This window comes from Dictyobacter alpinus, from assembly GCF_003967575.1.
GTDB lineage: Bacteria > Chloroflexota > Ktedonobacteria > Ktedonobacterales > Ktedonobacteraceae > Dictyobacter > Dictyobacter alpinus.
Genome location: NZ_BIFT01000001.1, coordinates 3,765,587 through 3,780,583, shown reverse-complemented (window position 1 = coordinate 3,780,583; position 14,997 = coordinate 3,765,587). Strand labels below are relative to the sequence as shown.

Annotated in this window: 2 protein-coding genes; both read left to right on the top strand. The window is 53.2% G+C overall.

Annotated elements, in window-relative coordinates; all coding sequences use genetic code 11:
• Positions 1-53: 53 nt before the first annotated feature.
• The gene (locus tag EL633_RS14880) at positions 54-6,716 is read left to right on the top strand and encodes a non-ribosomal peptide synthetase (RefSeq protein WP_161982160.1); all 6,663 of its coding nucleotides are present in this window, start codon (positions 54-56) and stop codon (positions 6,714-6,716) included.
• 23 nt (positions 6,717-6,739) lie between these two features.
• Entirely contained in the window at positions 6,740-14,965 is an 8,226-nt protein-coding gene (locus EL633_RS14875; protein ID WP_126627933.1) for a non-ribosomal peptide synthetase/type I polyketide synthase, read from the top strand.
• Positions 14,966-14,997 lie beyond the last annotated feature (32 nt).

Here is a 14,997-nt window from a genome sequence, read left to right as displayed (position 1 = left end):
TGAAACATTGAGTGCATTACAACAGAAGAGAAGTGATAGGAATGAGGTGTAGTATGAATAAAACAATTTCTGCCAATACGCATAAGAAAGAACTGCTGGCTCTTCTGCTCGCTGAGAAGGGGATTCGTAGAGCACAGGATCCACCGCTTCAGCAGGCTCGGAGAGGCAACACTATTCCGCTCTCCTTTGCGCAAGAACGGCTCTGGTTTCTGGATCAGCTTGACCCCGGAAATTCAGTCAACAATATTCCATCTGCCTGGCGTCTGTATGGGCACCTTGAGAGCACCGTACTTGAGAGATGCATTGCCACGATTATTCAGCGTCATGAGTCCTTGCGGACAGTGTTTGTTGATCATCTGGGAGAGCCCGCTCAGGTAATCATTCCCGCTAGCGATTTTACCCTGAGCACGCTTGTGGTGACCGCTCAGGATACGGATGAACAGGAAGAGCAGCTTCAATCTCTGCTGAAAGCAGAGGCGCAACACTCATTTGACCTGGCTTCTGGCCCACTTGTGCGCGCAACACTGGTGCACCTGGCTGCAGAAGAGCATGTGCTTTTGCTTACCATACATCATATTGTTTCAGATGGCTGGTCTATTGACATCTTTACCCGTGAGCTCAGCCTGCTCTATCACGATACCCTTGCTGAGATGCATACAGCATCCTTGCCGGAATTGGCAATGCAGTATGCAGACTACGCACTGTGGCAGAGGAATTGGCTGCAAGGTGCGGTCTTAGAAAAACAACTCCACTACTGGAAGCAGCACTTAGCGGGAGTTCCACCACTGCTGGAACTGCCGACGGATCGTCCAAGGCCAGCGGTCCAGACCCATCGGGGGGCCTACCTCCCCTTTCAGATCGAAGCTCACCTGGCTCAGGAGATCAAAGAATTGAGCCGACGTGAGAACGTCACCTTATTCATGACGCTGCTCGCTGCTTTTCAGATCCTGCTGGCGCGTTACAGTGGGCAGGAGGACATTGTTGTAGGAACACCGGTAGCTGGTCGCAATCGCAGTGAGATTGAGCATTTAATTGGCTTCTTTCTGAACAATCTCGCATTACGCTGCACTATTGCTAGTGATGCCAGTTTTCTTGCCACCTTACAGCAAGTGCGTAGAATTACACTAGATGCATTTGCGCATCAAGATGTTCCATTTGAGCAGGTATTGCAAGAAATAGGTGTGGAGCGAACCTCAAGTCATACGCCGCTCTTTCAGGTATTTTTCAATATGCAAAACTTTGACAGCAGCGAGCTCTCTCTGCAAGGGCTGCGTGCGGAGAAGATCCCGCCTTCCGACGTCGAGTCAAAGTTTGATCTCACATTCTATATCGAAGAACACCAGCAGACGATCCAGGTGAATCTTTTGTACAATCCAGACCTTTTTGATCAGGAACGCATGGTGCAGATGCTTGAACAATATCACCTGTTGCTTGAGCAGATTGTCAAGCATCCTGATGCACCGGTTATGCGCTACTCGCTTGTTACCGAGACAGCGCGGAAGTATCTGCCGGACGCAACACAGGTGTTGGACGATAGCTGGTATGGCGCGGTGTTTGCTCCGCTTGAGTTGTACGCACAGCATGAACCACAGCGCGAGGCTATGCATGATGAATTCGGGTCCTGGAATTATCAGCAGCTGAACGAACGCAGTAATCAGATTGCGCACTACCTCATTGAGCATGGTGTACGCAAAGGGGATGTCGTGGCCATCTATGGGCATCGCAGTGCAGCCCTGGTTTGTGCCCTGATCGGAGTACTCAAAGCTGGAGCCGCCTTCTGTATCCTTGATCCTGCGTATCCCGGCGGGCGTTTGCAGGACTATCTGGATGCTCTCTCCCCGTGTGGCTGGATTCAGATAAGTGAGGCCGGGCCTCTGGCGCATGAACTACGGGACGCTATTGCAGCTGAATTGCAGCACTGTACGTTAGAGTTTGCAGCCACAGATGGTCCAGCCGAATACGCGGCCCTGAAAGGCTACGCGACGGATAATCCCCAGGTGAGCATAGGTCCGGATGATCTGGCTGTGATTGCATTTACCTCTGGCTCAACCGGGAAACCCAAGGGCGTTCTGGGCAGACATGGTCCATTGAGCCATTTCCAGTCCTGGCAGCAAAAGACATATGGCTTTGCTGCTAGAGATCGTTATAGCCTGCTCTCCGGGCTGTCCCATGATCCACTGCAACGAGAAATTTTTACGCCATTGTGGTTTGGGGCAATGATCTGTATTCCAACGGCCGAGGAACGAAGTTTCCCTGATAAGCTGTCCGCGTGGATGAGGCGTGAGGAGATTAGCATCGCCCACCTGACCCCGGCCATGCTGCAATTGCTCGCGTCAAAAGCGGCCCCGGTAGCCTCGCAGGGGACCATGCCAGCGCTACGGGCTATTTTTATCACCGGCGATATGGTCACCCTCCAGGACGTACAGAGCATACAGCGTGTTGCGCCACGAGCCATCTGTGTCAATTCGTATGGTTCTACTGAAACACAACGTGCTGTGGCAAACTTTCGCATTCCCAGTTTGGACGCTCGTGATGAGGTACTGCTGACAGGGAAGAGGACAGGAAGTCTGACGAAGGCAACTATTCCGGTTGGCCGTGGTATTCAGGATGTCCAGTTACTGCTCCTGACTGCTGAAGCCGGGCTGGCTGGGGTTGGAGAAGTGGCGGAGATCTGTGTACGGAGCCCGCATCTCTCGTCTGGTTATCTGCATGATGAAGCGTTTACCAGGCAGCGTTTTATCGGCAATCCCTTGACAGGTAGTGCATCCGACAGGCTCTACAGGACAGGGGATCTCGGTCGTTATCTTCCTGATGGCAATGTCGAGGTTCTGGGGCGCATGGACAGGCAGGTGAAAATCCGGGGATTCCGCATTGAGCTTGGAGAGATAGATGTAGCCTTGAGGCAGCACCAGGCTGTTGCTGACTGCCTGATCATCATGCGCGAAGATGCCCCTGGCGATAAGCGTCTGGTTGCTTATGTTGTGTGGCAGGCGGGTGAAAAGACAACGACCAGGGACCTGCATCGCTACTTGAAGCACACCTTGCCAGATTACATGCTGCCCTCAGCCTTCATCGAGGTTGAGGCGATTCCGGTCACACCAAATGGAAAAATTGATCGCAAGGCGCTGCCTGTCCCTGATCTGAAGTCCACGGCACAAGATGTGCAACCAGACATGCCACTGACAGCAGTCCAGGAGAGGCTGATAGCTATCTGGACGCAGGTCTTAGGACGTCCCGTTGTGCATAGTGAGGACGACTTTTTTGAACTTGGTGGTCATTCTTTGCTCGCCATACAGGCCATCTCCCGTGTCCGTGATGTTTTCCAGATCGAGCTTCCGCTCCGCTGTCTCTTTGACGCACCAACCATTGCCGGGCTCGCTGAGCACATTGAGGCGGCGCTCGCCACGACGAGTGATGTGCAAGCGCTGCCAATCGAGCGCGTTGCACCTGACAGACCGCATCCGCTCTCCTTTGCGCAGCAGCGTCTCTGGTTCCTGGATCAGTTGATGCCGGGGGATCCTGCGTACAATATGCACGTTGGTTTGCATCTGTTGGGATCACTGGATCGGAACGCGCTGGAACGCAGCCTGAACGAAATCGTGCATCGTCATGACGCATTACGGACGACATTTGCTCCCGATGGATCGCAGCAATTCATTGCCGCCCCTGCATATATAGCGCTGCCATGTGTTGATCTGCAAGCAAGGCTCACTGACATGGACGATGAGAGCCGGCAGGCGATCATTGCGCAGGTAGTCACTGAAGAAGCCAGGCGTTCGTTTGATTTGAGCGCCGGGCCGCTATTCCGTAGCCTGCTCTTACACGTAGGATCCGAAGAGCATATCTTGCTTTTCATCATCCATCATATTGTGGCTGATGGCTGGTCGATCAACATCCTGATGAAGGAACTGATGAACAACTATCGTGCCTTTTATCAGGGTGAGGCTCCTTCGTTGCCCGCGTTGCCTGTACAGTATGCAGACTACGCACTCTGGCAACGGAACTGGCTGCAAGGCGCGGTCGTCGAAAAACAGTTGTCCTACTGGACGCAGCACTTAGCCGGGGCACCACCGCAGTTGGAGCTACCAACCGATCATCCGCGGCCAGCCATACAGACGCACCGTGGAGCCTACCTGCCATTCAATGTAGATGATCGGCTGGCTCAAGGAATTAAAGAACTGAGTCGACGTGAGAATGCCACCGTGTTTATGCTGCTGCTGGCAGCCTTTCAGGTCCTGCTGGCGCGTTACAGTGGGCAGGAAGATATTGTTGTAGGGACACCGGTAGCTGGTCGTAATCGCAGCGAGATTGAAAACCTGATCGGTCTTTTCGTGAATACCCTGGCCATACGTGCGCAACTTCCTGGAGAACGTTCATTCCGCGAGGCGCTTCGGCATGTGCGAGAGCAGTGCTTAAGTGCCTATTTCCACCAGGATCTCCCCTTTGAGCAGCTGGTTGAAAAAATTCAGCCAGAGCGTATTTTGGGGGTCAACCCATTGTTCCAGGTCATGTTCGTGATGCAAGACACGCAATTGGAAGACCTTGCGCTACCAGACCTCGTTGTCAAAGCGCTGAATGCCGAACGAGGAACGGCTCGTTTCGATCTGTTACTCTCCTTTGCCGAGACGCCGTCTGGCATTGATGGATACTTTGAGTACAATACCGATCTCTTTGAGTCTGCAAGCATTGAGCGCATGAAAAATTGCCTGTTCAATCTGCTGGAGGCTGTGGTTGTTGATGCTGAGCAGCCGCTCGCCGATATCTCGCTATTAGCTGAATATGAGCGACAGAAAATTCTAGTGGAATGGAATGATACTTCTACGGCCTGTCCTGCACTAGATAGTCTGATTACTATGTTCGAGCTACAGGTTGAGGAAACGCCGCAATCCACAGCTATCATATATGAAGAGCATCAGCAGACATACCGAGAATTGGATCAACGCGCGAATCAGTTGGCGCGGCTGCTCCAGGCACGTGGTGTTACCGTTGAAACGAGAGTTGGTCTCTATCTTGAGCGTTCGTTAGCCATGCCTGCCGCAATCTTTGGGATACTCAAGGCTGGTGGTGCGTATGTACCTTTCGATCCCTCATATCCCGAAGAACGCATCGCCTATATGCTCCAGGATGCGGATATTACGATAATGATTGCCCAGCATGCCTCGATCGAGCGACTGGCAAAACTGGCACCAGACTGCCAGTTTATTTGTCTGGATTGTGAGGAGGCAGAACTGGAGCGGTTAGCCGGGGAGCGGGTTATTGTGCCGATCGATCCTGAGAATCTGGCTTACGTGCTCTATACCTCTGGCTCAACCGGTGTCCCCAAAGGCACTATGATTACGCATGGTGGCTTGATGAACTATCTCTCATGGAGCCGGCAAAGATACGCAGTGAGCGCAGGCACGGGAGCACCCGTGCATTCATCGCTGGCCTTTGATCTGACGGTAACCAGTCTGTTTTTACCACTGCTCGCGGGAAGAAGGGTCCATTTGTTGCCATCTGAGAGAAGTGTTGAGGCTTTAAGTGAAGCATTCGTGGCCCAGGATGCATTTAGCCTGATTAAAATAACGCCATCACACCTGGATCTCTTGCGTCAGCATGCCGATACGCGTCAACAGATGGAGGGAACAAAGCTCTTTGTCATTGGTGGGGAACAGCTTTTCGGGGAGAAGTTAGCCTTCTGGCGTGAGCACGCGCCCAACACTGGCTTTATTAACGAATATGGTCCAACGGAAACAGTGGTGGGGTGTTGTGTCTATGAAATTCCGGCTGGACCCCTGGAAGTCGGGCCGGTGCCCATTGGACGTCCGATTGCCAATACACAATTGTATGTCTTAGGCCGCGATCTCCAGCCGGTTCCGGTTGGCGTCTTTGGCGAACTGTATATCGCCGGTGCTGGTCTGGCACGTGGCTATCTACACAAAGCCGAGCTTACCGCCGAGCGTTTCATCCCGCATCCATTCAGCACCCAACCAGGGGCACGCCTCTATAAAACTGGTGATCTGGTTCGGTATCGTTCTAACGGTGTCCTTGAATTTCTTGGTCGCAATGATCAGCAGATCAAGGTACGAGGATTTCGGATCGAATTGGGCGAGATTGAGCACGCCTTGCGCCAGCATCCAGCGGTACGTGATGTGGTCGTGATGATGAGAGAGGACCGACAGGATGATAAGCGATTGGTCGCTTATGTGATCGTACACCAGGACCTGGCTGCGGATATGCATGAGATCCGTCACTTCCTGGAGCAGCGGTTGCCAGTATACATGGTGCCAGCCTATCTGCTCCCAATCGAGAAATTTCCCCTGACCTCCAATGGGAAGATTGAATATCGTCAGTTACCAGCGCCAAAGGCGCACCTGCAAGATAGAAAGGTGGAGTACACACAGTCTTATACCACGATCGAGAAGTTCCTGGTTGCCTGCTGGCAAGACATCTTGCAAGCAACGGAGGTCGGACTTCATAGCAATTTCTTTGATCTGGGAGGTCATTCATTACTACTCACCCAGGTGCACCAGAGGCTCAAACAAAGCATGAATGTCGAGCTTGCGCTGGTTGACCTGTTCCAGAACCCCACGATCCATACGTTGGCCGAGTGTATTGCCCAGAAACAGCGTGCGAAGTCTGCAAACCAGCAAGAAGACACTCGTACGGAGCAACTTGCTGCTGGCAAGAACCGCAGTCGCCAGCGACTCACGCAGCGACGACAAGGAAACAAATAGTCAGAGAAAAAGGAGCACTTTTTATGGGGACACCTGTAGCGGATCGGGACGAAAATGGACTGGAAATCGCCATCATTAGTATGACCTGCCGTTTTCCGGGCGCCAGAAACGTGGATACGTTCTGGCAAAACGTACAGAACGGCGTCGAGTCCATCTCCCACTTTAGCGATAGTGAACTGAAGGCAGCAGGGATTGACGTGAGCATGCTCCGTGATCCCGCCTTTGTAAAAGCCAGAGGCGTCGTGGATGGTATCGAAAGCTTCGACGCCGCCTTTTTCGAGTGTAGTCCGCGTGAAGCTGAGATGCTGGATCCGCAGTATCGCCTGTTTCTTGAAGGCGTGTGGGAAACGTTTGAACACGCAGGGTATAATCCCGATTCCTACAAAGGATTGATTGGTATCTATGCTGGTTCGGCTACCAACCATTATCTGTTCGCGAACCTTGTCCCAGAGTATGGAGTGAGCACATTACAGGAAAACGCCCAGGTCATGATGGCCAACGACCGAGAATACCTGGCGAGTCGTGTGGCCTACAAGTGTAATTTGAAGGGACCGGCAATAACCATCCAAACAGCCTGTTCGACCTCACTGGTGGCAGTGCACCAGGCGTGCCAGGGGCTCTTGAATGGGGAATGTGATATGGCGCTGGCCGGAGGGGTATCGCTAGGTATTCCACAAAAGACAGGCTACCTCTATCAGGAAGGTGGCATCGGCTCATCAGATGGGCACTGCCGGGCCTTCGACGCGAACGCGCAGGGGACGGTCTTTAGTGATGGTCTGGGCATTGTGCTATTGAAGCGGTTGTCAGATGCCATTGCAGACGGGGATTGTATTGACGCTGTAATTAAGGGCTCGGCGATCAATAATGACGGTGCCTTAAAAGTCAGTTTTACTGCGCCAAGCGTCGATGGGCAGGCCCGGGTGATCCAGGCAGCCCAGTTGGTAGCAGAGGTGGACGCCAGAAGTATCACCTATGTTGAAGCTCATGGTACCGCAACGCCTCTAGGTGATCCCATTGAAGTTGCGGCGCTTACGCAAGCGTTTCGTTCCGCAACTGAAGAGCGCGCATTCTGTGCGCTGGGTTCAGTCAAAACCAATATTGGACACACCAACACCGCCTCTGGCATTGCTGGTCTGATCAAAACAGTCATGGCACTCAAGCAGAGACAATTACCGCCCAGCCTCCATTTTGAAGAGCCGAACCAGCAGATCGACTTTGCTCATAGCCCTTTTTATGTGAACACCCGTCTGGTGCCGTGGGAAACTGAGGGTGGACCACGGAGGGCTGGCGTAAGTTCGTTTGGTATTGGAGGGACTAACGCACATATTATTCTAGAGGAGGCACCATCAGTAGAGCCTGCTGATCCCGCTCCTGGCTGGCAACTGCTGCCTCTTTCGGCCCGAACCACCTCTGCCCTGGAGCAGATGAGCGCCAATCTGCTGTCGTATCTGCGGCAGAGTGCGGATGAGCAGTTGCTCAATGTCACCTATACGCTCCAGGAGGGACGTAAGGCTTTTGCCTATCGGCAGATCTGTGTGTGCCGGGACCGTGAGGACGCTGTGCATGCGCTGGAAACACCCGACGTCCAATGGGTGCTCAAAGGAAAAGCAGAGCCGCATGCACGTGCCATCATCTTTATGTTTTCAGGACAGGGAAGTCAGTACGTGCACATGGCGCAGGATCTTTATCAGACCATCCCCCTGTTTCGTTCACAGATAGATCAGTGTGCAGAGATCCTTGCTCCACACCTGGGATTGGATCTACGCAAACTCCTGTATCCAGTGGATGAGACCGGTGAAGCGGAGCAATTGCAGCAGACGGCCCTGGCCCAGCCAGCATTATTCACCATTGAGTATGCCTTGAGCCAGCTCTGGATGTCCTGGGGTGTGCAGCCACAGGCCATGATTGGTCACAGTATAGGCGAGTATGTAGCGGCCTGTCTCTCTGGCGTGATCTCGCTTGAAGATGCGCTGCTGCTTGTGGTGGCGCGAGGCAAACTTATGCAGTCTATGCCAGCCGGTACGATGCTATCGGTGCCGCTGGCGTTGGAGGGAGTGCAACCTTTACTGACCGGGGCCTTGAGCATCGCGGCCAGCAATGGTCCGGAACGTTGTGTTGTATCGGGGCCAGATAGTGAGATTACAGCATTAGAACATCGCCTCAAGGAGCAAGATGTGCTGTGTCGACGGTTGCATACCTCACATGCCTTTCACTCGGCGATGATGCAGCCGGTGGTTGAACCCTTTGTTGAGCGTGTAAGGCGGATACAGCTCCACGAACCAACTATTCCATATATCTCGAATCGCAGTGGGACCTGGATCACCATTGAAGAGGCGACCAATCCTGAGTACTGGGGTGAACATCTCTTGCGGAGTGTACGTTTTTATGAGGGCATCCAGACGCTGCAGCAGGAGCATGATGCCCTCTTTCTTGAGATTGGTCCCGGGCAGGCTTTGAGCTTGCTGACAAAACCTCTGCTGGATAAAACCGCCAGAGCGTTCGTGTTCCCCTCGCTACGTCGCTATCAAGATGCCTGTTCCGATGTTGCATTGCTGTTGAAGACCGCAGGCCAGCTCTGGCTGACAGGTGTTCCTCTCAACTGGCAAGCCATGAGAGCGGAAGAACGTTATCAGCGTATCCCTCTCCCAACCTATCCTTTTGAACGCAAACGGTATTGGGTCGAAGCCCATAGCCTCGTGCCTTTAGCAGATGAAGATTCAAACGAGCAAGGAAAGGTGACATCTATGCCTGAAACGACGAGTGTTACAGCGGGCCCTGAGTTGCGGCACACCAAAATAGTGGCGCTGCTCTTGGAGATCTTTGGGCGGCTCCTTGGAGTGGAACCTGCCGAGATTGACCCACAAGCGACCTTTTTGGAGATGGGCGCTGATTCGCTGCTGTTGCTCCAGGCCAACCAGGCCATTCGGCAAAAGCTGCAGGTGACCGTGCCTTTCCGTCTGATGCTGGATGAGTACCCTGATATTGATGAGCTTGCCTCCTTTATTGATGAGAAGTTACCCGTCACTATGTTGCAAGATGCGGTGGTGGAAAGTGTACATCTACCGGTGGAAGCGCAGGCAGTGCAACAGCATCCAGCGCCTCCTGCTCCCGTTGTGCGTGAGGCTATGCCCTCATTGGTTCCTGCTTCCATCCCGAGCGTAGCGCCAGAAGTAATGGCTGGCTCGACAGAAGTGACACAGTTCATGGAACGACAACTGCAAGTGCTGGCTCAGCAGCTTGAAGTCTTGCGTCTGAGTCAGACCGTGAGAATGGCACAGCCCCCATCCAATCAGACGCAGCAGATTGCGCCAGCCGCTGAGCCAGTGATGCCACCGATCAGTGCACAGCCACCTGTCGCCCCTGATGAAGCGATACCACAGGTTGAAGTGGGAGATCCCGGCGGATTCGTCTTTAGCCGAAACATCAAACAGGAGACCTTTGTACCATACAAGGCCAGGTCGAAAGGCGGAAAATATGGACTTAGCGAGCAGCAACAAGCCTATCTACAGGACTTTATTGAGCGCTATAATGAACGCACCCGGCGATCAAAGCAGCAGGCGCAACAGTATCGTGCAGTGCTAGCAGATAATAAAGGCGTCACCAATTTCCGTTTGCCATTGAAAGAACTCCTCTATCCTCTAGCCGTAAAGTATGCGCGGGGAGCGCGCCTGTGGGATATTGATGGTAACGAATATGTGGATACCGCGATGGGATTTGGTGCATTGCTCTTTGGACATTCACCAGCATTTATTGTCAAGGCGCTTGAGGAACAGATTCAACGTGGTATTCAGCTTGGACCGCAATCCCCACTCGCCGGACAAACCGCGCAATTGCTGTGTGATATTACTGGCCACGAGCGCGCGACGTTCTGTAATTCTGGTACAGAAGCCGTGATGACCTCTCTGCGCATCGCCCGTGCCGCGACTGGTCGGCCGAAGATCGCGATGTTTACTGGTACATTTCATGGGTCATTTGATGGCATCCTCGTCGTGCCACGAGAAGGGGCGGAAGGAGATGGCTCAGCGGCCCCCATGGCTCCTGGTGTGCCACCGCATATTGTTGATGACGTTCTCATCCTGCAATTTGATACGCCGGAAGCGCTTCAGCTGATCAAAGCACATGCACATGAACTGGCGGCTGTCCTGGTTGAGCCAAGGCAGAGCCGTAGGCCGGACTTGCAGCCTATTGCTTTTCTGCGTGAGTTACGGAACCTCACGCAAGACATGGACATCGCCTTGATTTTTGATGAGATTGTCACTGGTTTCCGTACACATATCCGTGGTGTGCAGGGGATGCTTGATATTCAGTCTGATATAACGACCTATGGAAAGGCTCTTGGTGGTGGTATCCCAATCTCGGCGATTGCGGGCAAGGCACGGTTTATGAATGTGATCGATGGTGGTGCCTGGACATTTGGGGATGCTTCGTATCCTGAAACGACCGAAACGTTTTTTGCCGGGACCTTTTTCAAGCATCCGCTGGTCATGCCCGTTGTCTGGAATGTCCTCAATCACTTAAAGGAGCAGAGTCCGCGGCTGCAAGAGCAGCTGAATCTGGCAACAGATCACATTACCGAAGAATTGAATAGCTACTTTGAGCAGCAAGAAGTTCCGATGCTCACGGTGAATTTTGGCTCGCTCTTCCGTTTCGTTTTTCCCCATGAGCTCAAAAACATCACGGCTGATATCTTTTTCTATCATTTGCGCGCCAAAGGTCTCTACCTTTCTGAAGGACGGAACTGCTTTATCTCAACTGCGCATACGGAGGAGGATCGGCGCTATATTATTGAGGCGGTCAAAAGTAGTATTGTCGAGATGCGTAGCGGCGGCTTCTTCTCAGATCCCAATCTGCCTCCCCCAACGGCAGAGGATGAAGGGATTCAAGTTGCGCCACGTCGCAAAATAGCTGCAGGTGATCCTAATGTCGCACCTATGCCTGAACGTGCTGCCACACATTCTGCTGTGAGGGCTAGCGCCCAGGGTGCTTTGACAACGCGCTACATACCACTAACCGATACACAAAAGGCGCTCTGGATTTTGCTGCAGGCGGGAGATGATGCAGCCAGTGCGTACAATGAATCGTTCTCCTTATTCTTGCGCGGAGCCCCCCTCAAGATGGATGCTGTGCGCGCCGCGGTACAGGTATTGACCGAGCGGCATGAAGCCTTACGTACGACATTTAGCATCGAGGGTGACTATCAGGTGATTACCCCGGGCATACAGCTGGAAGTTCCGCTGCTAGATCTTGTACAAGAAAATAGGGGAGAGCCTGATGAGCAGATTGACCGCTGGTTAAAGGGTGAAATGGCGCGTCCATTTGATCTCGAACATGGTCCGCTCCTCCGTGTCTTCGCCCTCAAGAAGCGTAACAATGAGCATATGCTTGTCTTCATCTATCATCACCTTATCGTGGACGGATGGTCGATCAGCATACTGCTGCGAGAATTCAGTGAGCTGTATTCATCGTTCTGTCGCGAGCAACCAGTGCAGCTGGCGGAGCCAGGCAAATTTAGCGAGTATGCCCAGTGGCTGAATCAACAGCAGCAGGGAGCTATGCAGCAGGAAGCCGAGCATTACTGGCGGGCACATTTTGCCTCTGTTCCACCTGCCGTAGAATTGCCTCTGGACCATCCACGTCCAGCCCTCAAGTCCTTTGCTGGTGCTCAAGCAAAGCGTGTCATTGGCAAGGCCTTGACCGAACAATTGAAGCGCTTCAGTGCACGCCAGCGTTGTACGTTGTATGTGACGCTCCTGAGCAGTTTCGAAGTGCTGTTATCACGCTTATCAACCCAGGAAAACTTTGTGGTCGGCATTCCAGTGGCGGGTCAGCCTTTGTGGGGAGTGAAAGGGAATAACTTGATTGGTCATTGTATGAATCTTCTCCCCTTGCAGAGTAGAGTGCGTCACGACATGACCCTGGTCGAGCACCTGAATGCCACGAAAAAAGAGCTGATGGATGCCTATGACCACAGCATCTATCCCTTCCTGCGCTTGTTGCAGACCCTCAACATGCCAAGGGATTTGAGCCGTTCTCCCCTCTTTAGCACACTCTTCAATTTTGATCGTCCCTCAAATTCGCGTGAAGAACTTGATTTTGCGGGCTTGCAGTGTGAAGGGGTCACCAATCCCGTTGAAGCTTCGAAGTATGATCTGACCCTAGAACTGATTGAGGCGGATGGCGAGCTTCTTGCTGATTTCACCTACTGTACGGATCTTTTCGACGCAGAGACGATTGAGCGCTGGGCTGGATACTATTGTACGTTGCTCGAACATATCGTGGAGGCAGCCGAGCAACCTATCTCGCACCTGTCTCTCTTGCCGGAGGCGGAAACCAATGAGCTCTGTATTGAGCGCAATGCGACCGAAACTAGCTATCCCGCACATCTTTGCGTCCATCACCTCTTTGAAGAACAGGTAGATCGCACACCGGATGCTTGCGCCGTTGAAGATAGTACGCACAAGTTTACGTACCGTGAGCTGGATGAGCGGGCTAATCAGATCGCCCATTATCTGAGAAAGTTGGACGTGGGACCAGGAGAAAATGTCGGTATCTGCATGCAGCGCTCGGTGGAGATGCTGGCTGGATTGCTGGGGATCTTCAAAGCCGGTGCGGCCTTTCTCCCATTGGATGCCGCTTTTCCGCAGGAGCGCATGAGCTTTATGCTTCAGGATGCGCAGGTGAAGGTGTTGCTCACGCACGAGCACCTGTTACCACAGCTACCGACCGCTGGATTACGCGTCATCTGCCTGGACAATGCCCCGGATATTGTTTCCGGTGAGCCAACGCAGCGACCAGTGGTTGACGTCACAGGCGAGCACCTGGCATATATCATGTATACCTCAGGTTCAACTGGGAAACCCAAGGGCGTGCTCATCCCACACCGTGGCATCGTCAACTACCTGGTCTGGTGTGCCGAGGCCTATGGCTCGGCGCATGGGCATGGTGCTCCCGTCCAATCCTCGATTGCCGCTGATGCGATTTTCCCAAGTCTCTTGAGTCCCTTGCTCGTCGGGACCTGTGTGACCATGCTCCCTGAGTCGCGATCCCTGGAAAGTTTGAATGAAGCCCTCTGCGCTCAAAAAGGCTTCAGTATGATCAAAATCACGCCGACGCAACTGGAGGTCTTGAATCAGCAGCTTCCGCAGACAGATGCCAGCGGCTGGGTCCGAACGTTGGTGGTGGGTGCAGAGGCGCTACGAGGAGATACCCTGCACTTCTGGCAGGAGCATGCTCCAGGCACGATTCTGTTGAACGAGTATGGTCCAACCGAGACAGTAGTCGGCTGTAGCATCTATCAGATTCCTGAGGGGCACCTCTCCACGGGTCCAGTCCCGATAGGCTTGCCGATTGCCAATACCACATTTTATGTGCTTGATAAGCAATTGCAACTGGTTCCCATCGGTGTGCCGGGTGAACTCTACATCGGTGGTGATGGGGTTGCCTGGGGCTATTTGAATCGGGCGGATCTGACGGCTGCGGCCTTTATTCCCGATCCATTCAGCACAAAGCCAGGAGCGCGACTGTATAAAACAGGTGATCTCGTGCGCTATCTGCCCGATAAGGCTGCGAACATCGAGTTTTCCGGGCGCATAGACCAGCAGGTCAAGATCAGAGGGTACCGGGTTGAGCTGGGAGAAGTCGAGGCGGTCCTGGCTGAGCATGAGGATATAGAGCAAGTGGTCGTGGCCGCCCGCGAGGACATACCTGGCGTCAAACAACTCGTTGCCTATCTGGTAGCTGCTCCAGATCGCGATCCTGAGGTGAGAGAGATACGTCGCTTCGCGCAACGGATCTTGCCTGACTATATGGTGCCCGCGGCCTTTAATCTCTTACCCGCACTCCCGCTCACGGCGACCGGGAAAGTCGATATGCGTGCGCTGCCAGCACCGGATCACCATCACCAGGATGTCGAGCGAGAATATGTGGCACCAGAAAATGAACTGGAGCAACAGATCGCGACCATCTGGTCTGACGTGCTCCACATCGATCGAGTAAGTATCCATGATAACTTTTTTGAGATCAGAGGCGATTCTCTGCTGGCGACGCAGGTTGTGGCACGTATCCGCCAATCCATACATAAAACGTTCACTCTACGCAATTTCTTTGAGGTACCAACGGTGGAGGGGCAAGCGGCACACATTGAAGTTGCCGCGCATGCGACGCAACCGGAAAACGACAAGTTTGCCAGCCTCTTGAAAAAAGTGCAGGGGCTTTCAGACCTGGCGATTGATAACATCCTTTCCAGATAAGATCGGGCAGCACATCGTGTATCGGAAGATGT

Coding starts and splice junctions, on each gene's coding strand:
- EL633_RS14880 (WP_161982160.1), top strand. CDS start 54: ATGAATAAAACAATTTCTGCCAATACGCATAAGAAAGAACTGCTGGCT.
- EL633_RS14875 (WP_126627933.1), top strand. CDS start 6,740: ATGGGGACACCTGTAGCGGATCGGGACGAAAATGGACTGGAAATCGCC.